General features: G+C 55.7%; 29 protein-coding genes and 1 tRNA gene. 15 read left to right on the forward strand and 15 right to left on the reverse strand.

Going from position 1 to position 24,678, the window contains the following annotated elements:
• Nucleotides 1-1,026 precede the first annotated feature (1,026 nt).
• The 5 genes from RA29_RS03950 to RA29_RS22730 all read right to left on the reverse strand — a co-directional run bounded on the left by RA29_RS03950 (nt 1,027) and on the right by RA29_RS22730 (nt 8,056).
• Nucleotides 1,027-1,695, reverse strand: coding sequence for a GNAT family N-acetyltransferase (locus RA29_RS03950; RefSeq protein WP_039683100.1), 669 nt, complete (start codon nt 1,693-1,695; stop codon nt 1,027-1,029).
• Between the two features lie 262 nt (nt 1,696-1,957).
• Nucleotides 1,958-3,004 (reverse strand): hypothetical protein, encoded by a 1,047-nt coding sequence (locus RA29_RS22725; RefSeq protein WP_152612917.1) that lies wholly within the window; start codon nt 3,002-3,004, stop codon nt 1,958-1,960.
• A 599-nt stretch (nt 3,005-3,603) separates the two neighbouring features.
• A complete protein-coding gene (locus RA29_RS03955; RefSeq protein ID WP_039683101.1) occupies nt 3,604-4,083 on the reverse strand; it encodes a hypothetical protein in 480 nt (159 codons plus the stop codon).
• Between the two features lie 377 nt (nt 4,084-4,460).
• Nucleotides 4,461-7,478, reverse strand: coding sequence for a tetratricopeptide repeat protein (locus RA29_RS03960; RefSeq protein WP_039683103.1), 3,018 nt, complete (start codon nt 7,476-7,478; stop codon nt 4,461-4,463).
• A 56-nt stretch (nt 7,479-7,534) separates the two neighbouring features.
• On the reverse strand, nt 7,535-8,056 hold the full coding sequence (locus tag RA29_RS22730; RefSeq protein WP_152612918.1) for a hypothetical protein: 522 nt from the start codon (nt 8,054-8,056) through the stop codon (nt 7,535-7,537).
• A gap of 205 nt (nt 8,057-8,261) precedes the next feature.
• On the opposite strand from RA29_RS22730, the gene RA29_RS03970 reads away from it, so the two are divergent.
• The 8 genes from RA29_RS03970 to RA29_RS04005 all read left to right on the forward strand — a co-directional run bounded on the left by RA29_RS03970 (nt 8,262) and on the right by RA29_RS04005 (nt 13,458).
• Complete coding sequence (locus RA29_RS03970; protein ID WP_039683107.1) at nt 8,262-8,702, forward strand: hypothetical protein; 441 nt, start codon at nt 8,262-8,264, stop codon at nt 8,700-8,702.
• Nucleotides 8,703-8,830: 128 nt separating this feature from the next.
• The gene (locus RA29_RS03975; protein WP_039683109.1) at nt 8,831-9,982 is read left to right on the forward strand and encodes a hypothetical protein; all 1,152 of its coding nucleotides are present in this window, start codon (nt 8,831-8,833) and stop codon (nt 9,980-9,982) included.
• Nucleotides 9,979-10,533 (forward strand): hypothetical protein, encoded by a 555-nt coding sequence (locus RA29_RS03980; RefSeq protein ID WP_152612919.1) that lies wholly within the window; start codon nt 9,979-9,981, stop codon nt 10,531-10,533. Before RA29_RS03975 ends, RA29_RS03980 begins: the two co-directional genes overlap by 4 nt.
• A 15-nt stretch (nt 10,534-10,548) precedes the next feature.
• On the forward strand, nt 10,549-11,070 hold the full coding sequence (locus tag RA29_RS03985) for a hypothetical protein (protein WP_152612920.1): 522 nt from the start codon (nt 10,549-10,551) through the stop codon (nt 11,068-11,070).
• 3 nt (nt 11,071-11,073) lie between these two features.
• The gene (locus RA29_RS03990) at nt 11,074-11,466 is read left to right on the forward strand and encodes a hypothetical protein (RefSeq protein ID WP_152612921.1); all 393 of its coding nucleotides are present in this window, start codon (nt 11,074-11,076) and stop codon (nt 11,464-11,466) included.
• Nucleotides 11,463-11,774: a hypothetical protein gene (locus RA29_RS03995; RefSeq protein ID WP_039683117.1), complete on the forward strand. Its 312-nt coding sequence runs from the start codon at nt 11,463-11,465 to the stop codon at nt 11,772-11,774. The genes RA29_RS03990 and RA29_RS03995 overlap by 4 nt, the downstream gene beginning before the upstream one ends.
• A gap of 38 nt (nt 11,775-11,812) precedes the next feature.
• Nucleotides 11,813-13,219, forward strand: coding sequence for a TraM recognition domain-containing protein (locus tag RA29_RS04000; RefSeq protein ID WP_052249455.1), 1,407 nt, complete (start codon nt 11,813-11,815; stop codon nt 13,217-13,219).
• A complete protein-coding gene (locus RA29_RS04005) occupies nt 13,216-13,458 on the forward strand; it encodes a hypothetical protein (RefSeq protein WP_039683119.1) in 243 nt (80 codons plus the stop codon). The genes RA29_RS04000 and RA29_RS04005 overlap by 4 nt, the downstream gene beginning before the upstream one ends.
• On the opposite strand, the gene RA29_RS04010 is transcribed toward RA29_RS04005, so the two are convergent.
• Nucleotides 13,455-13,724 (reverse strand): hypothetical protein, encoded by a 270-nt coding sequence (locus RA29_RS04010; protein WP_152612923.1) that lies wholly within the window; start codon nt 13,722-13,724, stop codon nt 13,455-13,457. The genes RA29_RS04005 and RA29_RS04010 overlap by 4 nt on opposite strands.
• A 62-nt stretch (nt 13,725-13,786) precedes the next feature.
• Here RA29_RS04010 and RA29_RS04015 point away from each other — a divergent pair, with 62 nt between their 5' ends.
• The 3 genes from RA29_RS04015 (at nt 13,787) to RA29_RS04025 (ending at nt 15,276) form a co-directional block, all read left to right on the forward strand.
• On the forward strand, nt 13,787-14,260 hold the full coding sequence (locus RA29_RS04015) for a hypothetical protein (protein WP_039683123.1): 474 nt from the start codon (nt 13,787-13,789) through the stop codon (nt 14,258-14,260).
• The gene (locus RA29_RS04020; protein WP_152612924.1) at nt 14,217-14,876 is read left to right on the forward strand and encodes a hypothetical protein; all 660 of its coding nucleotides are present in this window, start codon (nt 14,217-14,219) and stop codon (nt 14,874-14,876) included. Before RA29_RS04015 ends, RA29_RS04020 begins: the two co-directional genes overlap by 44 nt.
• A 109-nt stretch (nt 14,877-14,985) precedes the next feature.
• Nucleotides 14,986-15,276 (forward strand): hypothetical protein, encoded by a 291-nt coding sequence (locus RA29_RS04025; RefSeq protein ID WP_152612925.1) that lies wholly within the window; start codon nt 14,986-14,988, stop codon nt 15,274-15,276.
• Nucleotides 15,277-15,382: 106 nt separating this feature from the next.
• Here the strand turns inward: RA29_RS04025 and RA29_RS23520 are convergent, their stop codons facing one another.
• The 3 genes from RA29_RS23520 to RA29_RS04040 form a co-directional block, all read right to left on the reverse strand.
• Nucleotides 15,383-15,556 carry a hypothetical protein gene (locus tag RA29_RS23520; protein WP_241462542.1) on the reverse strand — a complete coding sequence of 58 codons (174 nt, stop codon included), beginning with the start codon at nt 15,554-15,556 and terminating at the stop codon, nt 15,383-15,385.
• A 117-nt stretch (nt 15,557-15,673) separates the two neighbouring features.
• Nucleotides 15,674-16,036 carry a hypothetical protein gene (locus tag RA29_RS04030; RefSeq protein WP_039683129.1) on the reverse strand — a complete coding sequence of 121 codons (363 nt, stop codon included), beginning with the start codon at nt 16,034-16,036 and terminating at the stop codon, nt 15,674-15,676.
• Between the two features lie 749 nt (nt 16,037-16,785).
• A tRNA-Thr gene (locus RA29_RS04040) sits at nt 16,786-16,861 on the reverse strand.
• Nucleotides 16,862-16,993: 132 nt separating this feature from the next.
• On the opposite strand from RA29_RS04040, the gene RA29_RS23135 reads away from it, so the two are divergent.
• A complete protein-coding gene (locus RA29_RS23135; protein WP_039683935.1) occupies nt 16,994-17,869 on the forward strand; it encodes a hypothetical protein in 876 nt (291 codons plus the stop codon).
• Here RA29_RS23135 and RA29_RS04050 read toward each other — a convergent pair.
• Nucleotides 17,866-18,294, reverse strand: coding sequence for a GFA family protein (locus tag RA29_RS04050; RefSeq protein WP_039683133.1), 429 nt, complete (start codon nt 18,292-18,294; stop codon nt 17,866-17,868). The two genes, RA29_RS23135 and RA29_RS04050, sit on opposite strands and share 4 nt — an antisense overlap.
• A 50-nt stretch (nt 18,295-18,344) precedes the next feature.
• On the opposite strand from RA29_RS04050, the gene RA29_RS04055 reads away from it, so the two are divergent.
• Nucleotides 18,345-18,836 carry a helix-turn-helix domain-containing protein gene (locus RA29_RS04055; protein WP_039683135.1) on the forward strand — a complete coding sequence of 164 codons (492 nt, stop codon included), beginning with the start codon at nt 18,345-18,347 and terminating at the stop codon, nt 18,834-18,836.
• A gap of 3 nt (nt 18,837-18,839) precedes the next feature.
• On the opposite strand, the gene RA29_RS04060 is transcribed toward RA29_RS04055, so the two are convergent.
• Nucleotides 18,840-19,103, reverse strand: coding sequence for a DUF2312 domain-containing protein (locus tag RA29_RS04060; protein ID WP_039683137.1), 264 nt, complete (start codon nt 19,101-19,103; stop codon nt 18,840-18,842).
• A gap of 106 nt (nt 19,104-19,209) precedes the next feature.
• Here RA29_RS04060 and RA29_RS04065 point away from each other — a divergent pair, with 106 nt between their 5' ends.
• Together RA29_RS04065 and RA29_RS04070 are read left to right on the forward strand one after the other, a co-directional pair.
• On the forward strand, nt 19,210-19,452 hold the full coding sequence (locus tag RA29_RS04065) for a hypothetical protein (protein WP_193743457.1): 243 nt from the start codon (nt 19,210-19,212) through the stop codon (nt 19,450-19,452).
• Between the two features lie 88 nt (nt 19,453-19,540).
• Nucleotides 19,541-19,975, forward strand: coding sequence for a TIGR01244 family sulfur transferase (locus RA29_RS04070; protein WP_039683139.1), 435 nt, complete (start codon nt 19,541-19,543; stop codon nt 19,973-19,975).
• Here the strand turns inward: RA29_RS04070 and RA29_RS04075 are convergent.
• From RA29_RS04075 to RA29_RS04090, 4 genes are all read right to left on the reverse strand, one after another.
• Nucleotides 19,972-21,171 carry a FliM/FliN family flagellar motor switch protein gene (locus tag RA29_RS04075; RefSeq protein WP_039683140.1) on the reverse strand — a complete coding sequence of 400 codons (1,200 nt, stop codon included), beginning with the start codon at nt 21,169-21,171 and terminating at the stop codon, nt 19,972-19,974. The two genes, RA29_RS04070 and RA29_RS04075, sit on opposite strands and share 4 nt — an antisense overlap.
• 93 nt (nt 21,172-21,264) lie before the next feature.
• Nucleotides 21,265-23,946 (reverse strand): sensor histidine kinase, encoded by a 2,682-nt coding sequence (locus tag RA29_RS04080; protein ID WP_039683142.1) that lies wholly within the window; start codon nt 23,944-23,946, stop codon nt 21,265-21,267.
• Nucleotides 23,943-24,224: a hypothetical protein gene (locus RA29_RS04085; RefSeq protein WP_039683144.1), complete on the reverse strand. Its 282-nt coding sequence runs from the start codon at nt 24,222-24,224 to the stop codon at nt 23,943-23,945. The genes RA29_RS04080 and RA29_RS04085 overlap by 4 nt, the downstream gene beginning before the upstream one ends.
• On the reverse strand, nt 24,221-24,595 hold the full coding sequence (locus tag RA29_RS04090) for a response regulator (protein ID WP_039683146.1): 375 nt from the start codon (nt 24,593-24,595) through the stop codon (nt 24,221-24,223). The genes RA29_RS04085 and RA29_RS04090 overlap by 4 nt, the downstream gene beginning before the upstream one ends.
• Between the last annotated feature and the right edge of the window lie 83 nt (nt 24,596-24,678).

Raw genomic sequence — 24,678 nt, forward strand, 5'->3', positions numbered from 1 at the left:
TTCGTCAATCCAATTGATCCATCTGAACTTCTTATCACACAAGTCGATCGGTGATCGTGCTGGGTGAATGTCCGGTTTGGGCTGCTTCCGGCCCTAGCAGAGCGTATGATGACGTCAGATAGGCAAACTCTCGCCCGTGTTACAGGACGTTACCTTCACGTTAAGAGGTCATTAACTATGCGAAGCAGAAGTTTACCCATCATTTATGGAGGTAAACTGAATGCCTACAACAGAATGCTTCGAAACAAAGGTCATGATAGCCGCTGAAGAAGCGCGTCGCGCAGGTTTCAGCCAAACGCATGCTGCACTTCTGGATGTGTTGCGCGCATCCAGATGCAGCGACGAGCGGATGATTGGCAGTCTGTCAAATTCACATCCTGCTGTGTCTTTGCGCTCATCGTTGAGACCAAACCTTGGACGGGCTCCGTACGGCTTTACCAACGGTTAACCAAATCTCCTTTTGCTTGATGTGTAGGCAAGCCAAGGATTCGGAAATGCAAAAACACGACTGGATTATTGAGGTATGTGAGGATCTTAAAAACTATGCCAAGAAGCACAACCTGGCTCATCTGGAAACTCAGTTGAACACGGCTCTGACTGCGGCAAAGCACGAGGTTTTGCTAGCAGACTTGGATATCTCGCATCACAGAGCGAGGGATTGTTCTGTGCTTGGTGTCGGGGTTGGCCTTTGCAGTCATCAGAGAGAGGGTACTCATGAAACCAAAAGACGCGCACCTGTTCGTTGCCAATGACCACCCACGGCCAAGCTGGCGTAAGCGCATCTGCGGAAGTTTCATGTTGGCTCTGGGCGCGACCGTTTTGATTTTCGAATGTATAGCCGCGTTCCGCTACATCTTTTGAAGTACCAAGTCACATTGGAATGATGTGGCCAACGTCCGCTTGGGGCTGGGGGATGACCTTGGAACTGGATGCAACGAAGGTCAGCGGCGAGCCCAAACTATCACATGCTGCGCTGCAAACGAATGACTGCTTTCAGACCTCTAAAGACGCGTCGCCGACCACCGATCATAGGTCTTTCTTGTACTTGGTCACACCTGGAATAGTGTGATCGAAGTATGCCGCGTGAAATGTGAGGTAGGGTTCAAAGTGTTTTTCATACAGAGCTTGCGCTGCGTCATTGCCGTGGATCACCATAAGCCCGATGCTCTGAGCATCTAGGTGACGACCCCGATCAAAAGCGGCCTTGATCAGGTTCGTGCCGAGCCCCTTCCCACGATGATCTGGAACAACTGAAAAATTCTCTATGATTAGATCGGCTTGCGGCTTCAATAAGATCGCGTCGCCGTCACCCCAAGCGGTCTCGAACGTCCTTCGAAACATCATAGCTGTTTCCTGCGACCACGCGAGTGATGACGCCACATTCTCCAAGCGTGAAAGATCAAATGGAGTCTCACTGCCTGGGGTCAGACCTGGCCTGAACACAGCGCACGCTGCTGCTGGTTCACCTTCTGCCTCAAGAACGATGAAATCCTGTACGTTACCCCAGTTTGACGCCTGGTTTTGAAGCATAACCTGAAGGAATTCGTGAGTTTCCGTTTCTGTTCCTTGCAGCAGATTGTCCCAGAAAGACTTGCCCAGTGGCGGCAAGGTGGCTTCGTAGGTCACGCGAGCCAGAAACGAAACATCTGTCGCAGTCGCGATTCTACATTTCTGTTTTGGCAAGTCTTGGGTCATGGCAAGTGACGCTTCACTCTGTCTGCAGTGGTAATGTATGTAGTGGGTTGGTGTCTCTCAACCGCACACCGCCATTCGCAGAAGACCGTTGGATGTCAGCTTCGTCCGCGATATGTGAGTTGGCCGCAGCTTGGATTTTGCGCTTGCAGCGAACGGCTGCTCTTACGGGCGCATCGCAGCGACGCGATCAACATTTGGAGGTCGGCTTCGGGCCGGAAACTGACATTTTCTTTGAAGTAGCATAAACAGAACTCCTACCATTCTACGGATAACCGGGACAAATCTGCTGAGAAATCACCCCTTCAGGAAAGTATGACAGCCACAAGTCATCCTCAAACAACCCAAAACCATGACGGGTCTTCCATCTTTGAAACATATTCAAACGTTTACCAGTATGTTGCGTCCATGGATCGCTTGGATGGAGGTCAATCGAAAATGTGACTAAGCAGCTTTCATTAGGCGTAGTTTTTTCCTGAGAAATATTTCTAGCTTGTCTCAATGAGATTCCTACATCCAATTCTTCGACCCACAGTCGAGTAAGCCGGTTTCGCTTACCTAACTGCCACCATGCAAGGTGTTTATAAGCATCAGGAATTCGAATATTCATGACAACCCCTTGTGTGAGTAAATCGGATATTGTTCTGCCTGCACTGATCTGAGATGAAACATCAAAACTTGCGCCCGCTGAACCGAGGTCAATTCCTTCCTGGTAGGCTGCCCGGCCTCCACTGTAAGTGAACGAACACTCTTGACCTTCTTCAACTGCTGTACAGCTGTCCATGCCGTAAATGTACGAAAACCTTTCTGCTCCCTCGCCAAGACCGATGGATTGGGTCACCAAAATTCCTTCCTCGGTTTGAACTAGAGTGAAACCCCGGTTAGTGCTCTCTCCAATTCTTATCTCGATCTTGGCTACCTCATCACCATCACTTTGTTTAGGCCAGAAGGGCGCAACGTATGCCGGCTCGAAACTCAAGTCAGAAACATCAACGACGCTTGGGCTATTTTCTCTACCCCAGATTTCAAATCCCGCCCATACCGATACATCGTAGAAGGGCCGATCTAAATCAATATTCTGAATCACAATCTGGCGATTGGCGAGTTCTATCGCGGTTCTCATGCCTTCGGCTTCTTTCTCAGCACTCCGTTTATTCAGTGTTGTAGCCACTGTATCAACAGTACCGGAAATTAGGATAAGTACTAAGATTGCATAGCCCACCCTTGTAACGCGATTCCGCTCGCCGGCCTGTCCAAAAAAAACCCCCAAGCCTGCCAAAATTACAGAAAGCGCACCTGCCCAAATTTCCATTATTCGTCCTATTTTTGCATCATTTTAATTCACACTCGACATTGCACAAGCATCTACTCGCTAGTGGGACAAACGTCTTACGCTGATCGATTCCCTCACGCCTGAAGGTTAGCCTCCGAGAGCTAGCATACAGAACACGCATAGTTTTACATTTATGAACATCGCCGGTTGACAAATAGGTTGGCTCTAGGCGAGCTCGCTGGTCGTCTTGGGCGGGGCGTTGCTTGGATTTCGAATTGGAGAATGGTAGCGTAAAGCCTCTGAAGACAGTAGCGCGCGGGTTTGATCCTCATCGTCCGATGATCGAGTACCTGAGAGGGAAGGGTATGATGGCAACCGTCCGGATCAATCTTGCAAAAGTAAAGGACATAACGTCTATCATAGAAGATGCCGCTGTTTTGGGTCGAACACCTTAGCTCTGACAAGCTGACTCGTAGCTTGACTCCTCACTGTTGCGAGCTGGGGCTGTCGACCTTTGTTCGAAACCATTGGTTACCCAGAACACTCGGATTTTGCAGCTGGAGCGAATGTCGGCAATGCGGGATGCAAATGCAGCATGGAAAAACTGGGTCGGAGGACCGAAATGGGCCGAGCATACATCAGTAGGCTCCGCTAAAGCTGGTGTGAAGGACATCATCCTCCTTAAGCAATTGATCAACCAAATAGAGCGCTGCCGAGATTAGTTCTGCGTTACGATTGCCATCAGGATCGCCGCTCTTTCCTCCGTGAAAGAGGTTGTTCCGGACCCCGTTTAGTGCGGCGATCAGTTCTTGAACGGATACAACCGCACCACGATCCCGCCAGATCAAGTGACCACTTTCATCAACAATTTGCTTCCTGGGAGGGGCTTGTAAGAGCACCTGAACTTCGTCTACACGTTGGATCCTCTGCCAGAAATCGGCACCAAGTTGATCGTTAGCGAAACGAACCCAATCCACCTCTGCTACTGCCCTTCGACCTGGAACAAAAAATCCCACGTCTTTGAGGGCGAATTCTAGACGCATCATAACTTTAAACAGGCGACTGGCGTCTTCAGAGACATCATCTATTTTGGAATAGTCTACCTTTGGGACTGTCATTCCACATATCCTTGTACGACATCTGCCTTGGATCTGAGTTTGAAGCGGGTTTAGGCTTTCAAACACTAAGTGGATCACGGATGACCGCTTTGCGAAAGCTGCAATGCGGCAAAAGCAACATTGGTGGACTTCGGCTCTGGGCCGCGCACTCCCAAGGACCTGGGGGATCAAACGGGGGCACAAAAATCCCCCTTTGCAAGTAGTCACGTATTACGGGACACAGCTTGCCTTAGCCTTTTCAATGCTACTTTTTGACAAGCTGTGGTTCAAAGTGAACCGACTTGAGGTGCTTGAGCACAAAGCTCGCCTAAGTCCCCTGAGGCCAGATTCGGTGCCTCCTGCAGGCATCCGACCAAGGCACCCTAGAACAATCCGAGTTACAGAAATCCTCTCTGCTTCAAGTTCTGAATATCTCGATCATCAAGTTTTTTGTTAATTGGTCCGATTACCTCTGGATCGACCTCGGTCTCCGACAATTTACAAGCCTCCCAATAGCAACGACCAGCCTGAAACACCTCGGCTCGATGCTTCTCGGGATTTCGGTTAAAGTGTGGGGTGAGACGTTCAATTGCTTCACGTGAATTTTCGACAGCATCAATAAACTGACCGTCTTGAAGAAAGATGCTGGCTTTAACTGAAAGGCATAAAGCCAGGATTGGTTCGAATGCATCAGGCTGTGTCGCTGCCAGGTCTCTAGAAGTGGAAACCGCTTCTTCGATTTTGGACAACGCTTCCGTGTTCCTGTCGAGCTTCTGGAAACACTGCGCCAATGAAATCAAGGCGTGTACAAGATTGAATGAGAATGCTTGAGGACGCGCGTCAGCTAACATCTTGGTTATCTCAGCTGCTTTTTGAGCGTGCTCCAACGCTTCAAGGTATCTCTCAAGTCGCATGAGCTTGTTTGAAAGATTGCCAAGTAATAGAGCATAGGCTGGCTGGAAAGCATCTGGCTGACTGGTCGCGAGTTCAGCGAAAATCTCAACAGCTTTCGTTGATGGAACCAATGCTTCGTCAATTCGGCCTATGGCGTTCAGCCTATTTGCGTAATTGTTATATGAGGCAGCCAATTGCTGTTTGCTTTCTTCGCGTCTTTCCTCTGGCAACTCTTGAAGTATCTCTATCGCTTCCACTAAGCGAACAAGCGCGTCGTCATGCTGACCAAAATCGGAGAGTACACTCGCGATATTTGTTAGCCAATTGGCGAACTCAGGATAAAAAGATTCCCGATTTTCTTGAACGAGACTACGGCCAATCTTTTCTGCTTCCGTCGCTGAAGCTAGGGCTTTTTCCTCGTTTTGAACCTTGCCGCACAAAAAGGCCAAATTCTGCAGCGACATACCGTGCTTCTTTTGAAACCGGCCTCGGTCCGATCTAGCGAGGCGGCGGAATATCTTCTCGGCCTCATCACCGCTTGCAAGCGCTTCATTGAGCTGCCCGAGATCCGACTGCCTCAAAGAGAGATTGTACAAAAGACTTCCGCGTTGCTCCCCTTCGTCGTAAAAGCGCAGCCAGCGTTCACAAATCTCTGCAGTAAAGCCTGCAGAAAATACGGGCGGAATCTTGTGTGTTAACGCTCCGAATTTGACCACCAGGCTTGGAGAGCTGTCGAGCATTCTTATTGCGGTCTGTTCGACATCAACGCTGGCCTTCGTGTCGATTTGAGCAATATCAAAAGAAATTCTTGAAAGTGTGTGAGAAATCTCGTCGCCTTCTTGAGCAACGGTTTGTGCAAACCAGCGCGGCAATGCAGGAGATGGTTCGTCGTCCATACCAAGAGCAAGGTAGAAAAATGCCGCAGCAGGCCGATCTGGCTGCAAGCGCATCAAGTGACCTGGAACTTGTTCAGTTCTTTTGGTCCAGTAGGGCGTTTTCTGGACCGCTTCCAGCAAGGTGTCCCCGGATTTCTCGGCGCAGAGCCCGGCTTGACCTAGCTCATATATTGTTTTCTTCGAAAGACCATTAAGCGTCAGCAGGGAGAGCGCCAGTAGTTTTTGCAGGCCCGCTTCGTCCTTAAGAACGTTCCTCGAATACCAAAACACGCGCTTCATTTCGATTTGAGCAAGCTTAAGCAGCAACTCCTTCCCCGACAACGCGAAGGCATTCTTCGGGTCCAAAACGGCGTGGATCGATGCTGCTACCAAAAACAGCGGTAGTGAATGGATAGGGTTCAGTTCACGCCACTCGGCCACCCCAACCAATTTTGGAACGGATTTTCTGACTTCCTTGGCAAAAGTCTCCGCAACTTCTTTGGAGAGAGCCAGTCCGTCTCTCTTGTTGAGGTACGGCTTGAACTCAAGCGGCACCTCTTCAATGTTCCCAAGATCTTCCATGGCCAGCCGTTTCTTCCAGGCAGTCAGATTATCGCGTGAGGCCAGAATAATTCGGACCGGACATGGATATGTTTGTGCATTCTGGCAGGCCCTAATCAGCCGCTCCACCATCTCAAAATCTTCTTCTGGGTAGTCAACGACAACAGCAACACCGTTGCCCCTGCCATCCAAGACATCGCCTTCCGCCAACTCGATCGGCAATTCGCCGGCAGCCCATCCCAGTTTGTTTTTCAAAATCTCCACGACATCGCCAGCCAAGCGAGACTTTCCCACACCGCCGGGACCGCTGACGAGCATGGTTTTGGGATGCATGTCCCCGTCAGTGGCCCAATCAAGCAGTCTCTGCACTTGCTTGTCTCGACCATAGAGCTTCGACAGCTTTGCGCGCCAATTCAATGCGGCAAAAACATTCGGGGATTTGTCTCCGTACAGTTCTTGGGAAGGTTTGGACTGCAGCTCTCTGATGCGAACATCTTCATCAAACCCGAGAAGCAAGTTGAACTTTCCCAACAGAACCTGTTCCGTTGGCGCTAACGGCTCGCCAGACCAAATCCTGTCGAATCCTTCTCGAATATCAAGGCTTGGCATTGAGAACCGCGTACTGACAACTGCGAACTCGTCCCAAGGCTGTTCTATTGAAAACTTAGCGAAATAGAGCCTTCGAAAGTCATAGTCTCGAGGTTTCCAAAGTTCTTTGATGATTGAGAGAAAATAATCCGGGTTCTTCACATCCCGAAAGAAGTAGTAGAGCGCCCCAAGAGCGAAGTCCCTACTGCCCTTGGGGTCGGATTTTCCTGTGGCTCTGTTGCGCCTTCCCCAATTGACGTGCATATCTGCGAACGATTTAATGCTGTTCGTTTTTTCCCTGCCGGTGTTTTTGGGGGACGCGTATCGCTTGACTTCGACTTGCCTCAACACGGAGGCAACTTTTGTTTCCTTTGAATGCCGGTCGCCCTTAAATTCCTTGGATTCGATAAACCTCGTGACCTGATCTGCCACCTGCGGTCTGACTTCCTTGCCTTCAAACAGCTTTTCGAATTCAAACTGTGTAACGAGTTTTGCCATGGCTACCCCAACTAAAGCCGGAGTTCATCCAAGGTGATCTTAGCTGTTGTGTAAACCTACCCTGGGCGGAAAAGTGAAGGTTTGGGTCGCGGAATGACTTGAGATCCACGATCCATCTTGTCAGAGGTGCTTATCACTTCTCCGTTGATTGGGTCAAAATTGACAACCGGTGGCCCACCGTCTTCCCGCGTCAATTGACCACGCACCCAATACTCATGACGAACAGGTTTTCCGTCTTTCAGGAATTCCACCGCAGGAAGGTTTTCTGCCCGGTGCTTTTCGTGGTGCGTCATCCAGACACGCTTTGTGGGGCTTCCATTGATGGGATCGTACTCGGTGATGGCTGGAATCTCATCGGACCGCGGGCTTTGAAGCATGCCCATCATCCAGTGTTCTTCTCGAATTAGATTAAGGGTGTCAGAGTCCCAAACAAGAACCGCTGGTGCATGACTGCGACCAAGAGCGTCTTCAAGGGAAGCATCGTACCAGCGCTCTTCGACTACGGCACTCGTGCCGGGAAGGTATCGCGCCTTGACCCTATATTCCTGCCATTCTCCATGTTCATCGTTGTGATCCACGCTTCAGAATAGTCCAATACGACCCCATTCGTCAATAAATAACTGTTATGTTTCAATTGGTTCCACAAAAACCACCTCGAAATACAACTCGAATACATGACGCTCTCGGGCACATTGGTTCCTGAGATTTCGAGAACGTCGGCACATCTCTCGAAGCCTAAGGAACGCGTTCCGAACCAATCAACTTCTTTGGTGAGGAAACCCAATGAATACGAATATCGTTTACGGCCCTCGGGCTGCAGACCTACGCGACCCGCATAAAGAACAAGAGCTCACGGAATTCATGTTGAACCTCGGCGAGACCGACATGATGTGCTTCGATGCGGTTCAAAATCTTGTGCAGGACTGGCTGGATAATGGCGGGGAGCTTGCCACGGCTAGCGGGGGGATTTTAGATATCGAGCGAGCGGAGTTTACCGGCGAACTGATCATCTATGATGTTAACGACAAGCCGGTATTCTTGGAGCCGCTTGTGCCCTTGATCAGGCTTGAGGAGGCCTTTGGCCAAAGCCCACGCCGCTGTGTCAATCACATGCGAGCTAAGCAAGGGCAAACTTCGCAGCGGCGGGTGAGTGTTGAGAACTTACCGCGTCTTTTTTGGATTGCCGTGGCAGCGAAGATCTTCACCCAGATTATTGCCGAATAGCTCAAGACAGGTGGCCAATGAATTGTCGGCCACCTCCTCCACAAATCCGCCGATCTCCCGCCCGGGAGATCGGCCTCTTTCTTTCACAACGGGCCTCGTGACTTTCATTCAGCACAGGAGGCTCGGAGATGAGCGAACCAAACGTAAACCAAAACAACGGGGTTAGCGCTGCAATAGCGCCTGCCACGGTGTACCGCCACGAAACCGGCCCAGGCATGACACTGGCGGACTTCGCGCTTTTGGCAATCTTTCTTACAAGTCTAATACTTGTGCCGCTCGCACTCTTTGCAATGGGCGAAGAGACAGGGCCAGCGGCGAGTTTGAAATACTTGCTCGTCGGCTTTGCCGCAGCGGGTGCGGCCTATGGCGTTAACAAGTTCGCCGTTGATCGTCTGGCGAAATTGCACGCACAGAACTTCAGGATGGCCGGGCTTGCCGCCATTCTCGGTATCATGCTGACGGGGTTTGGCACGGCGCTTGGAGCGCTCACCGGCCTCATCATTGGCTCCGTTGAAGTCAAAACCTATCAGGCGTTCGGGCAGGAGATCGGGGCCTATATCGGCTTCACGCATGAAGTGGCCGTTGGCGCACAGCAGATCGCCCCTGCGGTTGAGACCCTGGCGGCTGACATCACTCAGACGGCAGCCGGTGAACGCGCCAGTTCCAGCCTTTCTGGCAATGGCAACGGCGGGAATGGTCCCGTAAGTCGGGCGTTGGATGCAAAGGCCGGACAAGTCCTGGTCGTCGCGGAAGCCCTGCAGCAAGGAACCTTGGTGCGGGACCAGCGGCTGGAAGAATTGAACCAGCTACACGCGGAATTCCTTGAAGTTCTGGGTGACACCGACCGCCCTATCAGTGACCGCCGTGCGGCAATGCAGGGCATCCATGCGCAAATTGGGCAGGTGGCCGTAGCCTTGGATCAAGCCTTGCCCATCGGCCTCGTCAATGAGCTGGCTGACGATCTGCGGGCGGGCGCAAGTGTTCCGAGTGATCCGGCGGGCTCGCGTGCTTTGAGTGCTTATCTGCGAGACCTGGGCACTGGACTGCTGGATCAGCTGAACGATCTGCCGAGTGAGGAGCTGGTGCTGCCGGAAATGCCGGATCGCCCAGGCATGGCAGATGTCCTGCGCTACATACCCGCCTTCTTGGCTATCGCCGCCATCGTGATCGTCGGAGAACTGGTTCTGCCCCTGTCGCTATACCTCATGACCTACTGGGGTCATGTTCGCGAAATGGAGATGGCGGAAAATGAAGCCCGCGCGAATGAGACATCGTCATGAACGGGCCTCAGTGCCGAAACGCAATCCCCCGCCTTGTGCGGGGGATTGTATTGTCGCTAGCAGGCCTTCTCTGCCTTGCGGTCGTGGTGTGCGTCGTAGCCTGGGACAGCGACCCTTACGCCCTTCGTGACCGTCTGGAGCGGTTCCGCGCAGCCTTCACTTCAGAGTGGTCAGCGCAGGGCTGGTGCCCGCCTGGGCGGGACGTAGACGCCTGCGAAACGGTGAACCGGTTTGAGGAGGCGCTGGAAGCCGCGTCAGACTTCACCTTTTTCCGCACCAAGCCCATCGCGGGCAAAGGATTGCTGGTTCAAACAGGCATCCGCTTTGCGACAGCCCGGGACGTGGTGGATGGCATTCCGGCCAGCCAGTGGTGCTATGTCAGCGTGCCGGACGGCGCTGTGCATCAGCAGATCGAATTGGCCGCAAAATCCGCCGAAAGCCCGCCCGAATGGGCGGCTCTCTCATCGTTAGATGAGAGCGCATTGACCGGGTTTGGCCTCAGCGCGGACGCGCTCAGGATCATCGCCCTCACGCATTGCCAATTTAACTGATCGAAAGGAAAGCCGATGTCTCCTGATGTTTCTTCGTCGTTGCCTGTGAGCGGTACATTCATCCTTGCAGCCTTGGGGTTTGCAGCCTTCTCTCTTCTTGCTGCAGGACCTACCATCGCCAAGCGCGAGATCGCCAATTCGGACTGGATGACCGTCTGCAAAAGCGAACTCCGCGCTGACATAGAAGCCACACGAAGGCCCAGACAGGCCGTTCCCGAGGTGCCGGACCTCGGAAACATGCTCTGCACGTTCTACCCGGAGCTAAACCAGCTTTGCCACATGATCCCAGACGTCAATGCGCCTGCGCGTGAGGCAGAACGCCGTGCACGTGCAGCCGAAGAAGCCCGCATTCGCCGGGCGGTCGCGGAGACAGAAAATGCCTGCTCCTGCGCCACCTCTGTTTATGTGGAAAAAGAGCGAATGTCGTTGGCGCTTTATGCGGCCAGCGGGCGTTTAACAACGCCAGAACCCGTCGAAAACCGCAATTCTGCGCTGTTCCGTGCCTTGCGGAACCCTGCGTGCGGGATGGAGGGCTGATCAATGATTTTAGGCTATATCACCATCACCGGCACATCACTTGAAACCCATAATGATAGCTATGCCCTGGCCAGCGTGACCGCAGTGTCCGCTCGGCGGCCATTTCTGTCTTCAGGGCTAATGATCGGCGGATTTTGTACCCTGTTCGGGTTGGCATTCGCCGACATTTTATATGCTGGGGAGTTGGTCACGCTAGCTGCTGTCGGAGGTTTGGCGCTCCTAGGCGGGGTGATGGTTGGGCGCTTGCAATTGATCAGCCGTGATCTGCGCGGGCTTCCTATCGCGGATGCGGTTTACGGCACCTACAGGCATCTCAACCGCTTGCGCCCGCAAATCCTGAACGCACGAGACTTTGCCCGTGAAAAGGAAACCACATCTGGCGAGGTGCGGTCATGAACAATCCGGGCAAAATCCCGTGGAAGCGCATCTGGCAGATTAACATGCGCTTTCTGGGCAGCGTCATTCTTCTGATACCCGGGTGGTTCTGTTGGACCAACGCATCCATCGCCAGCTGGCAGCTATGGCTGTTTGGCGGCATCCTTCTGGTCGGCGGCGGCGTGCAGTTCGTTCGGACCAGCTTTGAGGCGGTTGGTCTGGTCTGGGGTCATTGGTCCTGGCGGCGGACTATAGGCAAGGCGGCGAAGCCGAAATCCGATCCCAAACCTGTCCGCGATACGTTGAAAGACAGGGGGATAATCCGATGAGTTTTCCCTTTGGGCTAACATTTGGAAAGGGGCCGCGCATGTCGCGGCCCTTTGTCAAAAAGGCGGTAGACGCGGCAGGCCAGCGCTTGCTTGGCTTCACATTAGAGACCAACGAACCGCTTTGGGCACCCTCCGGGCATAGTCTTCTGCTGGCCGCAGCCGGATCAGGCAAGACCACCTGCGGGGCCATGGTTTGGCTCTATTCCTTTGCGGCATCTGAACCCGATAAGGCTATTCTGTGCTTGGACTCCAAGAATGGCGAAATGGCGATCCAAGCTGCGGAAATGCTGGCCAAGATGGGCCGCAAGGTTGCCGTTGTCGACGATATGGGCGTTTGGACTGATCTGGAGGCCTATCGCATATCGCTCAACCCGTTCGGCGCGGCGGTTTCCACCTATCGGCGCGATCCCCGCGATATGATTTTTACGACGGAAAACATCACCAATGCCGCGATCAAAGAGCCGCCGGACGGTGACGCCAAAAACATCTACTTCCGGGCCTGGCCTCGTAATCTGATCGAGTTCTGCATTCTCCTCTACGCAAAGCGTCAACTTGATCAGGTGATCCCTGGCGGCGTCAGTATGTTGCTGAGCCATCAGAAGATGATGTTGGAATTTGCCGAAATCGAAGCTGAAGAAGGCGATCCGTATCTCAAGGGGCTGGCGCAAAGCATCCTCGCCATGGCGTCGCATGAACATTGGCCACAGCACCTCGAAGAGGCGCAAAGGGCTATGAAAGTCTTTGCGCCGGGAACCCGCCTGCACATGGCGGGCCGGGATGCAAACATCACCCACGAGCAATTGATCCGGGAAGGCTATGTCATCTTCTTGATTGGCCCACAGGCATATATGAATAGGCTCGGCGTCTACTATGCTCTGCATATGCTGGCCTTTGCCGAAGCGCTTTATAACGATGCGGGACCGCTGCGGATCATAGCAGACGAGTTCACCAACTGTCCGTTGCAATCCCTTGTGGAGATGCTGACGACCTTGCGGGGATTTGGGGCTGAGCTTCACATTATCGCACAATCGCGCTCAGAGATTGTCCGTCGCTTCGGCGAAAAAGAGGCGGAAACCATAGCAGATAATGCCGTTGTGCAAATCTGGTACGGAGTGAGTTCGCTCAAAGAAGCGCAGATGATCAGTGATATGATGGGTGAAGAACATGCGGTGTCTACTTCGTTAGGCCGCAATGATGATCTCAAGCTCAACACCAATATCAGCCTGATCAAACAGCGCATTCTCTCGCCCGCCGAATTGCTGGCCATGCCGAGCCATGTGCAACTGATCTATGTGAAGGGGCTGGGCTTCCTTCTCGCGCGGAAGGTGGGCATGCAGAATGTCGCGCCGTTTTGCCATGAGGTGGGCATGAACAGGATCGAGAGTGGCACCTTGGCTGCTGATCCCTGGATCACCTTCACGACGAATGTGGAGATCGCTTCATGAGATGGGCCGCGATGCTTCTTTGGATTGCAGTGCCGTTTCTTGCGGTGGCCGCGCACAACACCTTCGGCAGCCCGCATCTGCTGTTCAGCTATACGTTCTTGGACAATGGTGACGCTCACAACCCGACTGTGGCTCGCCAGTACACCTCCTGCACCTACTACGGCTGGGGATGGCACACGGTAAAAACCGCGGACCAGGTCGGGCGCTGCCCCATAGTACGGCTGTTCCACCTAAACTAGTGGAGCGAGCGTAGACCCTGATCCGCATGTGTATGACGCGGGCGATGTTTAAGCCCGAAGCCGTCGCGTAGGCTGTTGCGGGCCATCGCTTTGATGCACTCCAGGATTAAATCCTGCACCACCGTTCCGCCGGAAATCAGCCCGTCACAGTGATCGCGGTCTGCGATGCTGAAGACACCATAGGGGGCAACCGCCTCCCAGAACGCGATGTAGTCCAAGGGTTCCAGCCATTCTTCAACATCCTGAATGTCTTGGAAAACAACCATGGCACCAGTGTGCCACATCGCGTTTTGCCAATGCAAATTTTGAGCGCGGAGCAGTCTGAAAGATGCACACATCCCTCGATCTTGGCGTCACCACCTTGTTCCGTGATGCCACCAAGCAGAACCTCATGTCATCGCTCAAAACCACATCGGACTGGGAACGGTTCAAGCAGATTGATCGCAACGCCCGCGCCGCTGAACAGCAGGAAAAGGATACCTTTGACCGCGACAAGGCGGACCTGCTCGCCAAGGCCCGCGAAGAACTGATCAATGAGGCCGGATCGAAGACGTTTGAACATCCGACGCCTCTCGGCACCGACCGCTTCAACAAAACCACCATCGATGCGGAGGCCCGCCGTCGAGTGGAGCAGGCCCACGAAACCCGCCTGATCAAAATCCGCGAAGACGAAGGTTTGGCCTACGCCAAGCTCAAGCAAGACATCCGCGCCCGCGAGCAAGCACGGGAGCTGCCCAGCAATGAGTTCAATCGCGTGAATGATCGCCGCGACGGGCAAGATCGCCGGATGCAACGCCAATGAAAGGAATCTTATGACACAGCAATACATCGATCCAAGGCGGCAAGTCGCTCGGGATAGCTTTACCGGAAGTCGTATGACGGACAGTCAGTTCGATGAGGCTTGGCACATCGCTGGCATCATCAATCGTGAAATCCATCGTTCTGGAAGCTTCATCACCACACTTGGCAAATATGCCACTGCGTTCGAGACCGACCGCAAGTTCAACAAAGACCGCGCAGAAGTCATCCTGCGCGACATTTACTCGGCTCGCTATGGGGAGAGCATGAACAAAACCCGAGAAGGCTTGTTGAATAAAGAAGCCGCCATCCGCGACACTATCCAGCCGCAAGCCCTGCATCATGCCCGCAGCATCGGCGATATGATCGCCTCTGGTCCGACCATGCCATTCTATCAAACCGCAGATATCGCTGGAACAACGATGGCGCGTGCCCACAGCATCACGGAAAGTGGCGCGAAGAAGATGATGGCCGAGGCCTTTGAACGGGCCGATGGACCTTCGTTGCGCGAGTACGGCAAAGAACTTGAGGAGAAGCACCATACGCCCGTGCGCGAGGCCGCACGTGCTGCCCGCAAGCGCGAACAGGCACAGATGCAAAGGTCAGTTCCGCAAAGATAGTCTAGTAAATCCTTGCCCGAATTAGGAAAATATGCCTAATATGTTCCTTTTTTGTTCACGCCGATGATCGCGTGAACACAACAAAGGAGACAGAACAGAAAGAGCAGAGATGAAAGACACCGCCCCGCAACACCACACAAAACAAACTACCGTCCAGTTCAACTGGATGGACTGGCTACCTTACCTTGAAGATGAAGCCGCCAACGATGCCCAAAAGCGCGAGTTGATCGAAGCCCTGTGGTCTATCATCCTCGCCTTTGTCGATCTTGGTTGGGACATCAATTCCACCCCAGAAACCTGTGGAGAAACCATTGATCTGAAAGCTGCGCTAGAGGCGGCTGTGCTATCCTCAGAAGCATCAGAAAAGCATAACGAGGAGGCGACCCGTGAGAAAGAATAGCGAAACGCAACGCGCCGTTATCTACTGTCGCGTCTCGTCCAAATCGCAAGAATCCGAAGGCCACGGTCTCAACAGCCAGGAATTGCGGTGTCGTCAGCATGCTGAGTCAAAAGGCTATGAGGTTGCCATGGTCTTCCCCGATACGATCTCGGGCGGCGGTGATTTTATCCAACGTCCTGGCATGCGGTCTTTGTTGGCGTATCTGGACGCCTATCCCGATGAGCAGTTCGTCGTGATCTTCGACGATCTCAAACGTTATGCTCGCGATGTCGAGTTCCACATCAAACTCCGGCGGGAAATGGATGCGCGGGGCGCGCGACGGGAATGCTTGAACTTCAACTTCGACAACTCGCCAGAAGGCAAGTTCATTGAAACCATCATGGCCGCCCAGGGGCAGTTAGAGCGCGAACAAAACGGGCGGCAGGTCTCTCAGAAAATGAAGGCGCGTATGCAATCTGGGTACTGGGTTCATACCGCGCCGGTTGGGTACAAATATGAGACGGTTCGAGGTCGGGGAAAGATGCTCTTCCCCGATGCACCCCTGGCCGATGTCGTGCGCGATGCCTTCGAAGGCTATGCCATGGGCCGGTTCCAAACGCAGGCCGAAATCCAGCGCTTCTTTGAAACCTTTCCAACCTTCCCTCGCAACAGCAAAGGCGACATCACCCGCCAGCGCGTGAAAGACACGCTTACGAACCCGCTCTACACCGGCTACATCTGCTCGGAAAACTACGGCATTGATTGGCTCAAAGGGCATCATGAGCCGCTTATCAGCGTTGAGACCTTCGAGAAGGTCCAGACGCGCCTGAACGGGATCGTCAAAGCGCCTCTGCGCAAGAATGTTGGTGATGACTTTGCCCTTCGCGGCATGGTTTGCTGTGCGGACTGTGGCGTACCTCTGCGCTCATCCTGGTCCAAAGGGCGCACCAAGAACTACGCCTATTATCTTTGCCAAACGAAGGACTGTGAAAGCTACGGTAAATCCATCGCGCGGGACAAAATCGAGGGCGATATCGGTGAGATGATCAAATCGCTGCAGCCCACCCAACAGCTCGTTGCGCTCGCTAAGGCCATGTTCCGCCATGCCTGGGATCAGCGTCGCGCCCAAGCGCAAGAGGCAATCAAGTCCGGCAAAGACCAACTCCATGCTTTGGACAAGCAAATCGAAACGCTGTTATCGCGCATCATGGAATCAACGAACGCCGCCGTGATCGGCACCTATGAAGACAAGATAACTACCCTTGAAAAACAGAAGATCGTTCTGGGTGATCAACTGGCAAAACAGGCCGAACCCAAGGGAACCTATGAGGAAAAACTAGAACCAGTGCTCACTTTCCTCGCAAACCCCTGGAAAATCTGGGAAACAGGTCACACAGCCCTACGCAGAACAGTGCTCAAACTGATCTTCGCAGACCGTATTCACTATGACCGGAATAAGGGACCTAGAACCGCCCAAATCGCCTTACCATTCAAAGCGTTAAGGGCAGTTGATGGTAAGGGAGTCTGTTTTGGTGCCCCCACACGGACTCGAACCGCGGACCTACTGATTACAAATCAGTTGCTCTACCAGCTGAGCTATAGGGGCCTTGGGCGCATCGTCTACTCTGTGCGCATCGCGGTGGCAAGATCGTTTTTCCAAACAGGTCAGAGGTTTTATCCCAACCGGTTTTCCGTATATCTAGCTGGTGTCGTTCACAGTTCCCTCAGGTCGATCCGCATGCAAATTGTCCTTCACGCCGGTGCACACTTTACGGAGGAGGATCGTCTGGTGCGCTGCTTGCTGCGCAACAAGGAAGACTTTTCGAAACGCGGAATCGCTGTCCCCGGCCCGGGCAAGTATCGCAGCCTACTGAAACAGACCATGGCCGCGCTGCAGGACGCGCCCCCTGCGCCGGATGCACGGGATGTTCTGCTGGATCTGATTCTTGACGAAGAAAACGCGGACCGGATGATCCTGAGCCACATGTTCCTGTTCGGAGCACCGCGCGCCTGCGTGCGCAACGGTTTTATTTATGAGGCCGCACCCGAGCGGATCGCGCATTTGTCGTCGCTGTTTGCCAACGATCAGGTCCAGCTTTTTCTGGCCATGCGCAATCCGGCAACCTTTCTGCCTGCCTTGTTCAACCAGGCCCCTCAGGATGACATGGATGCGTTCTTGCGCGGCGCGGACCCGTACGCCATCCGCTGGTCCGACACGCTTGCGGCCATCCGCTCTGCAGCGCCCGACGTAACCATCACCACATGGTGCTTCGAAGATATGCCGATGATCTGGGCGCAGATTATCCGCGACCTTGCCGGTCTGAAGCAGGGCGAAAAGATCGTCGGCGGTTTTGATCTGTTGTCCGAGATCATGTCGAAAGAAGGCATGCAACGCTTCCGGTCATACCTGAAAACGCATCCGACGATGACAGAGGCGCAAAAGCGTCGGGTGATCATCGCCTTTCTCGACAAATTCGCGATCGAGGAAGAGATGGAGGAAGAGCTGAACGCCCCCGGCTGGACCGAAGAGACGATCAACACCATGACAGACCTTTATGAGGAAGACATGGCGCGTGTCGCGGCTATTCCGGGCATCACCTTTCTGGCCCCCTAGCCCGGCGGCAGGTCGTCAAAGATCGGAACGCCATCGGGTACATGGTGAAAAGGCTGCGCCTGTGCATGGCATATCGCCACCCGAGGACTAAAGCGACTGGCGTCATCCAGTGTGCCAACCTTGACCACGATGGCCGGGTTGTCTTGCCGCCGTGTCACCAGTTGGGTTCCGCATTCCGGGCAAAACTGTCGCGTCACTGAGTTCGGAACGTCTTGCCTTTGGTACGACGCCGGACGACCGCGGGTCCAGGCAAACCCGGTGGGTGGCACAAGCAGGAAATATTGCGGTGCGCCGCCTGCCATATACTGGCAGGCCCGGCAATGACACTGACCTTTGACCAAAGGGCGCTCGGTAATCGCATATCGGACTTTGCCGCAATAGCACCCACCGGTCTGACTATGCTGTGCTGTGGTTTCTGCTGCCATGCCACAGTATCCTCCGTGTGATGGCAGAACGCTGACAGGGCTGAGTTCAAATGTCAAACCCAGATGAAGACCTCACACGCGCGGCGCCTGTTCCCCTGGAGGAATGCGGTGCCGCGCTGGCCATCGGCGAACTCCCGGATCGCTGGACATGGCTGATCCTGCGCGAATTGCTGTACGGCGTTGGCAGATTTGCAGATATTCAATCGGACATCGGCATTCCGAAATCCGTTCTGTCCACGCGCCTGTCACAGATGGTTGAAAACGGGCTGGCCCGAAAAAAGGCTTACCGCGATGGGTCGGCGCGCACCCGACATGCCTATGTGCTCACGCGGAAGGGGCGCGACCTGACGCCGGTCATCCTGGCTCTGATGCAGTGGGGCGACAAGCATATAGGTGATGGGACATCCGCCCTGGCCTTGTCGGACAAGGCATCCGGCGCGCCGGTCGAAATCGGTATCGTTGCGAAAACGGACGCTTTGCCGCTGTCTCGCCTTGCCTATGATGTGAAACAGCCGCGGACGGCCACATCGGGCGACGACTAGCATTCAGCTCATGCCAAGCGCTTCTTTGTAAAGCTCAAGCACCGCTTCTTCTTCGGCGATGTCATCACTGTCGCGCTTGCGCAGCGCGATGACCTTGCGCATCACCTTGGTGTCGTACCCGCGCGCCTTCGCCTCGGCCATCACTTCCTTCTGCTGCTCCGCGACATCCTTCTTTTCGGCTTCAAGACGCTCGAAACGTTCGATGAACTGACGCAACTCATCCGCCGTGACACGGTAGCTTTCGGCATTGGTGGCAGTGTCGGTCATTGCGCGCTCCTTGGCTTTGCTGAGCCTGCTGGATAGCCGCGCAGGCACAGTGTCGCAAGGGGCATGATCTCTTGTCATCCGCTTGGGCCTCGGATAGCCCCGAGGCATGGAAGAGCAAAGCAGTTTTACCGTGTTCGACGGTGTCATTTGGGGCGGGGCCGCGTTGTCGGTTCTGGGCCTGATCGGGCTTGTCTGGTGCATCCTCAAGGTGTGGCGCGCCCGCGCCGCTGGGCTGGAAGACGCCGAGATGCGCGCCGTCATGTCGCGTGTGTTGCCCCTGAACCTCGGGGCGCTGTTCGTATCGGTGCTTGGCCTGATGCTGGTGATTGTCGGGATTTTCCTAGCTTAGCGCACAGCTGAACGGGATTGCGCGCGCTTCCTGCCCTGCCCGCCGCGCTCGGCTGGACAGCAGCCGATGCGCAGCCTAAACCAAGCACATGGATATCAGACAGATCACGCCCGCCTACTTCGTTGCCCCGCAACTGGACCCAGCGGACATGCCGGACATCGCGGCGGCCGGGATCAAAACCGTGATCTGCAACCGGCCCGATATCGAAGTCCCACCAGCGTTCCAGGCCGATGCGCTTGAGGCAGCAGCCCTGGCCGCCGGCCTCGCCTTTCACCGCCTGCCCCTGACGCACCAGACCATGACGCCCGACAACGTGGCCCAACACATGGCGTTCGCCGAAGACACGGACACACCCGTTCTGGCCTATTGCGCCTCGGGCACGCGGTCGACGGTGGTGTGGTGTCTGGGCCAAGCCGGGCGCATGTCGTGTGACGACATCCTGCGCACAGCGCGCGAAGGGGGCTACGACCTCGACGCGCTGCGGCCCACGATCGAAGCCATCGCAGCGCACAAAAACGGCTAACCGTTGCCCGCAGCCAGATCGGGCAGATCCGCAAGGTCCGGCAAGTCAGCCAAATCCGGCAGATCATCAAGATCCGGCAAATCGGTCAGAGCAGGCAGGTTCTCCGTTACATCGGCCGCCGGTTGTTCATCGGCAATGGATGCAGGCACATCGACAGCGACCGGATCAGGGGTGTAGACGGCAATTGGCACGTCTGCCTCCATCTCGGGCGCGGCCACTTTCGGGTCTTCATCCCGCCGTGCCGGCCCCTGGATTTCCTCGACATCCGGCATGTCCACCAACGGCTCGTCAGAGGCACGGCGCAAAGGTTGCGACGCATGGCTCGGCTTGCGCTGCGGCTTGACGGCGCGCACGCCATTCACGTGACCAACAATACCCCGGCCCACGATACGCCCCGTACTGGTGACGATCTGCACATTTGGAAAAGCGCCCGGGGTCAAGGGCAGCTCATCGCCGGGCTTCATGCGTTGCAATGCGCCAAGCGGCAGATTCAGATGGCACAGAACCATCTTCAGATCAGCGTTCAGCGCCATAACAGTGTCAGTCATCGCCGACTGGGTTGACGCCTCTTCAGGGGCATCCTCGCCCGGGACTTGATCCAGCGGATCGGGCAAAGGCAGAACAAACAGGACATCCCCCTGCCGCGCGCCCCGGGCAATGTCGATGGTCAGTCGAACAAGCGCGTATTCCTGCGCATCAAGCGCCATGGCAAGCGTGCGTGCATCCTCGGCCTTGGCCCCAAAACGGTAACCATCAACCAAAGTCCTGTCGTCCGGATCATCCAACACCGGCGCGATCCGTTCGAACAACATATCAATCAGGGGCGCACAGATCGCAGCATCGGTACGGGTCATGGCTCGCGCGCTGCCCTTGTCCGGTTGGACACTGCCCATAGTCTGTTGCTGAATCAGACCGCCAACCAAAACCGGATCAAATGCAGCAGCACCCGCATGCCCGTCCGGTCCATCCAGCAGCATGAGAAGCGCATCATCGTTAAACTGGCCCTCGATCTGGTCACCAGACGCTTTGTCAACGACCGCACCAATCACCGCCATGGGCAGGTCCATCAGCGCATCCGCCACCTTGGCCACGGTCAGGCGCATCGCCTTGGGCAGCGTCATGGCCCGCGCCTGACGCACATCCCGCCCCGCCGCAGCGATGCGTCCCAAAACACTTGTATTCGCTGTCTCGCCCATAACCTCCGCCGTTTCTACGGCCTGCAGATGCAGCCCCGGTGTAAGAGCGATAGGTTACCAAGCGCTTTATGCGCGCCAAGGTTTTGATAATCCTTACTGAGCTGCCAGCGCCACCTGACCCGGTAGATGGACGATAAAGGCGTTGCCATCCGCGCGGGACTCATAGGTAATGTCGCCGCCCAGCCGGGCCATGATTTCGCGACAGATCGCAAGGCCAAGGCCCGCGCCCGATCCATCCTTGTCGTTGATGCGCGAAAACTTCTCGAAAATCAGGGCCCTTGCGTCGGCAGGAATAGGTGTGCCGTTATCGTGGAAGACGACCTGCAAGCCGCCGTTGTGTTGCAGCACCGTTACGGTCAGGGATGGCTCGGCTGCTGTGCAATACTTCTGCGCGTTCGTGATCAGGTTGATAAAGACCTGGCGCAGCCTGTCCAGATCCGTGCACAGCGGCACGTCCGTATCGGCCCCAACATGATCAATCCGCAGCGGCGTTGTATGCGCGCCGCCCGCCGACAAAAGCGCCCGTTCGATCACGGCATGAAGGTTCCCGTGCTCCAGGTTCAGACTGACCTGACCATTTTCCAACACGCTGAGGTCCAGCAGATCATCGAGCAACCGGGTCAGGCGTATCGTCTCGCCATGGATGATAGATGCGTATTTCGTCTTGTCGGCCTGATCCAGTTTATCGGTATCGCGCAGGATTTCGGAAAAGCTGCGGATCGAGGTCATGGGCGTGCGCAACTCATGACTGATCTGGCCCAGAAACGCATCCTTTTGCACCGACAGCGCCGTCAGCTTCTGGTTCGCCTCGCGCAACTGCCGCGCCGTGCGGCTCAGTTCGGCTGATTTGGCTTCGAGCCTGTTCGAATACTCCAGGATTTGCGCGGATTCGTCCGCCACAGCCATCAGATCCTCGACCGACACGGATGTACCGCCCACAAGCTGGCTGATCATCGCGTGCGCGGTGGCCGACCCGACAGAACCCGCCAACTCGCGCTCCAGCGTTTGTAGAAAGCCCTGGGTCGGTTCGGGCAGATGACCTGTCAGCCCTTGTCGCTGCGCCTCGGCCCGGAACAGTGCCAGTGCATCCGCTGGGCCCAGGATGCGTTGTGCCATGATCATCAGATCTTCGGATGTGGCCAGGGCCGCATCCCATCCACGGGCCTGGGTCGAGTGGTCAAAGATGTTGACGAATTGTGCGCCCTGCAACCGCTCAAGCGGCGTTGGAAATGTGACAAGGGACACCGCAATGAAAACGGCCGTGTTCAGGCTCAGTGACCAGACCATCGCATGGACCGTGGGGTCTATTCCCTCGATCCCGAACAGGGCCTGCGGGCGCAACCACGGCAGTCCGCCGATCCCCTGCTCGAAGACCGCGGCGCTCAGAACTGCATCCGGACCGAAGCTCGGCAGAAGCGAACTGAACACCCAGACCGCAAACCCGACCAGCAGACCGGTCAAGGCCCCCCAGCGCGTCGCCCCCCGCCAGAAAATGCCGCCCAGCATGGCGGGTAAAAACTGCGCCACCCCCACGAAAGAGATCAGGCCAATCGCCGCCAGCGCCGCCCCGCCGCCCGAAAGCCGGTAATAGATGTAACCAAAGAAGATGATCATCAGGATCGACGCGCGCCGCGCCAGGATCACGACATTGCGCACATCGCCCGATACCTGCGCCCCTTCGGCCTGCGTGCTCAGCCACACGGGCATGACCACGTGGTTCGACACCATCGTCGACAGCGCAAGTGTCGCCACGATGACCATGGAGGTGGCCGACGAAAAGCCGCCCAGGAACGACAGCGTCGCCAGTCCTCCCTGCCCTTCGGCCAGGGGCACGGTCAGCACGAACAGGTCGGGGTTTGATCCCGCAGGCAGGATGTCGAGGCCAACAACGGCAATCGGCACGACAAACAGGCTCATCAACATCAGGTAGAGCGGAAAGGCCCAGCTGGCGATCTGCAGGTGCCGCTCGTCCTCATTCTCGACCACCATGACCTGAAACATGCGCGGCAGGGCCAGGAAGGCCGCCGCCGACAGCATGGTCAGCGCGGCCCAGCGGCTGCGGTCCATGCTCCACTCGCCGATGCTGGAGTTGTCGATCCGCTCCATCATCGGCCCGATGCCGCCAGCAATGCCCCACACGACGAAGATACCAACAGCGAGCAACGCGACCAGCTTGACCACCGCTTCGACGGCAATGGCGATGACCACACCATCATGGCGTTCGTTGGCGTTCAGGTTGCGGGTGCCAAAAAGCACGGTGAACAACACCAACCCTCCCGCCACCCAGAACGCGGCGGTCTGCTGGCTCAGGCTGTCGGGCTGGCCGGTCTCGGAAAAGATCGACAGGGACAGGGTCACGGACTGCAATTGCAGGGCGATATACGGCGTGACCCCGATGACAGCCATCACGGTCACAACAATGGCCAGCAGGTTCGACTTACCATACCGGGCCGAGATCAGGTCAGCCACCGATGTGGCCCGTTGGGCCCGCCCGATCCGCACCAGCTTGCGCAGCACCCACCACCAGCCGATCATCACCAGGCTCGGGCCCAGATAGATGGTGACGAACTCCATCCCGGACCGGGCCGCGTATCCGACGGCACCATAAAACGTCCAGGCCGTGCAGTAGATCGACAGGGACAGGGTGTAGACGGTGGGCGAGCGCAGCCAACTGCCCTTGCCCCGTATGGAGGCGCGTTCGGCAAAAAAGGCGATGGCGAACAGAAAGGCCACGTAAACCAGGCTGACGCCAAGCAACTGGTTGACCGAGATCATGACCCCGGGTCCGCCCGATCACGCTCGCCGATGAACCACCACAAGACAGCGGCGGCCAGGATCAAAAGCATCCAGACGACGAAGACATAAGTGACTGCACTCGACATCGCGACAGGTGTTGGATCGGCCGGATGATCGCCACCGCTTGGCCAGAACACCGGCAGCAGCCACAGCAGCACCCCAACGATGGGCAACAAATGCAAGGCATCCATCAACCGACGACGGCGATAGCTGCGCTTTTCCAGAAACAGGGTCGCGTTGGGGGTCTGGTCGCTCATTGTGCAAGCTGCACAAGGTCACGGACCGCCGTCATCACCTCTGTGTTGGAAAACGGCTTGGTCATGAAGCGGCTGACCCCGGCACGCTCGGCCAGCTCACGATCCCGACCCTGACCGCGTGCGGTTAGCATCAGGATGGGCAACCGGGTAAATTCCGGATCGGCACGCAGCTCTGTCAGAATGTCGATGCCGTTCTTGCCGGGCAACATGTAGTCCAACACCACAAGGTCGGGCTTCATGGCACGGACCTTGTCGACCGCCGTTGCACCATCTGAATGGGTATCCACCTTCCACCCCTCGCGGCTCAGCAGAAACTGGATCGCCTCTATAATATTAATCTCGTCTTCGACGAGCAGAACATGCTTGCCCATGTCTGCGTCTCCTCCCCAAATCGCGCAGGCCGGAGGCTGTTTCGCTCTTTGGACCCCGCCCGTCAACTATGTGCGCAATTGGC

The organism is Tateyamaria sp. ANG-S1 (assembly GCF_000814025.1).
Lineage (GTDB): Bacteria > Pseudomonadota > Alphaproteobacteria > Rhodobacterales > Rhodobacteraceae > Tateyamaria.

Bases quoted from the DNA above. Each gene is read 5' to 3' on its own strand.
- RA29_RS22725 (WP_152612917.1), bottom strand. From the start codon at position 3,004: ATGGAAATTTGGGCAGGTGCGCTTTCTGTAATTTTGGCAGGCTTGGGG.
- RA29_RS04085 (WP_039683144.1), bottom strand. From the start codon at position 24,224: ATGAGCGACCAGACCCCCAACGCGACCCTGTTTCTGGAAAAGCGCAGC.
- RA29_RS03985 (WP_152612920.1), top strand. From the start codon at position 10,549: ATGTCTCCTGATGTTTCTTCGTCGTTGCCTGTGAGCGGTACATTCATC.
- RA29_RS03955 (WP_039683101.1), bottom strand. From the start codon at position 4,083: ATGACAGTCCCAAAGGTAGACTATTCCAAAATAGATGATGTCTCTGAA.
- RA29_RS04020 (WP_152612924.1), top strand. From the start codon at position 14,217: ATGATCGCCGCGACGGGCAAGATCGCCGGATGCAACGCCAATGAAAGG.
- RA29_RS03975 (WP_039683109.1), top strand. From the start codon at position 8,831: ATGAGCGAACCAAACGTAAACCAAAACAACGGGGTTAGCGCTGCAATA.
- RA29_RS04075 (WP_039683140.1), bottom strand. From the start codon at position 21,171: ATGGGCGAGACAGCGAATACAAGTGTTTTGGGACGCATCGCTGCGGCG.
- RA29_RS03990 (WP_152612921.1), top strand. From the start codon at position 11,074: ATGATTTTAGGCTATATCACCATCACCGGCACATCACTTGAAACCCAT.
- RA29_RS04090 (WP_039683146.1), bottom strand. From the start codon at position 24,595: ATGGGCAAGCATGTTCTGCTCGTCGAAGACGAGATTAATATTATAGAG.
- RA29_RS03970 (WP_039683107.1), top strand. From the start codon at position 8,262: ATGAATACGAATATCGTTTACGGCCCTCGGGCTGCAGACCTACGCGAC.
- RA29_RS04025 (WP_152612925.1), top strand. From the start codon at position 14,986: ATGAAAGACACCGCCCCGCAACACCACACAAAACAAACTACCGTCCAG.
- RA29_RS04000 (WP_052249455.1), top strand. From the start codon at position 11,813: ATGTCGCGGCCCTTTGTCAAAAAGGCGGTAGACGCGGCAGGCCAGCGC.
- RA29_RS04005 (WP_039683119.1), top strand. From the start codon at position 13,216: ATGAGATGGGCCGCGATGCTTCTTTGGATTGCAGTGCCGTTTCTTGCG.
- RA29_RS23135 (WP_039683935.1), top strand. From the start codon at position 16,994: ATGCAAATTGTCCTTCACGCCGGTGCACACTTTACGGAGGAGGATCGT.
- RA29_RS04060 (WP_039683137.1), bottom strand. From the start codon at position 19,103: ATGACCGACACTGCCACCAATGCCGAAAGCTACCGTGTCACGGCGGAT.
- RA29_RS03995 (WP_039683117.1), top strand. From the start codon at position 11,463: ATGAACAATCCGGGCAAAATCCCGTGGAAGCGCATCTGGCAGATTAAC.
- RA29_RS03960 (WP_039683103.1), bottom strand. From the start codon at position 7,478: ATGGCAAAACTCGTTACACAGTTTGAATTCGAAAAGCTGTTTGAAGGC.
- RA29_RS03950 (WP_039683100.1), bottom strand. From the start codon at position 1,695: ATGACCCAAGACTTGCCAAAACAGAAATGTAGAATCGCGACTGCGACA.
- RA29_RS04010 (WP_152612923.1), bottom strand. From the start codon at position 13,724: ATGGTTGTTTTCCAAGACATTCAGGATGTTGAAGAATGGCTGGAACCC.
- RA29_RS04070 (WP_039683139.1), top strand. From the start codon at position 19,541: ATGGATATCAGACAGATCACGCCCGCCTACTTCGTTGCCCCGCAACTG.
- RA29_RS04065 (WP_193743457.1), top strand. From the start codon at position 19,210: ATGGAAGAGCAAAGCAGTTTTACCGTGTTCGACGGTGTCATTTGGGGC.
- RA29_RS04030 (WP_039683129.1), bottom strand. From the start codon at position 16,036: ATGATGCCCTTTGAGCCAATCAATGCCGTAGTTTTCCGAGCAGATGTA.
- RA29_RS04050 (WP_039683133.1), bottom strand. From the start codon at position 18,294: ATGGCAGCAGAAACCACAGCACAGCATAGTCAGACCGGTGGGTGCTAT.
- RA29_RS04080 (WP_039683142.1), bottom strand. From the start codon at position 23,946: ATGATCTCGGTCAACCAGTTGCTTGGCGTCAGCCTGGTTTACGTGGCC.
- RA29_RS04015 (WP_039683123.1), top strand. From the start codon at position 13,787: ATGCACACATCCCTCGATCTTGGCGTCACCACCTTGTTCCGTGATGCC.
- RA29_RS04055 (WP_039683135.1), top strand. From the start codon at position 18,345: ATGTCAAACCCAGATGAAGACCTCACACGCGCGGCGCCTGTTCCCCTG.
- RA29_RS03980 (WP_152612919.1), top strand. From the start codon at position 9,979: ATGAACGGGCCTCAGTGCCGAAACGCAATCCCCCGCCTTGTGCGGGGG.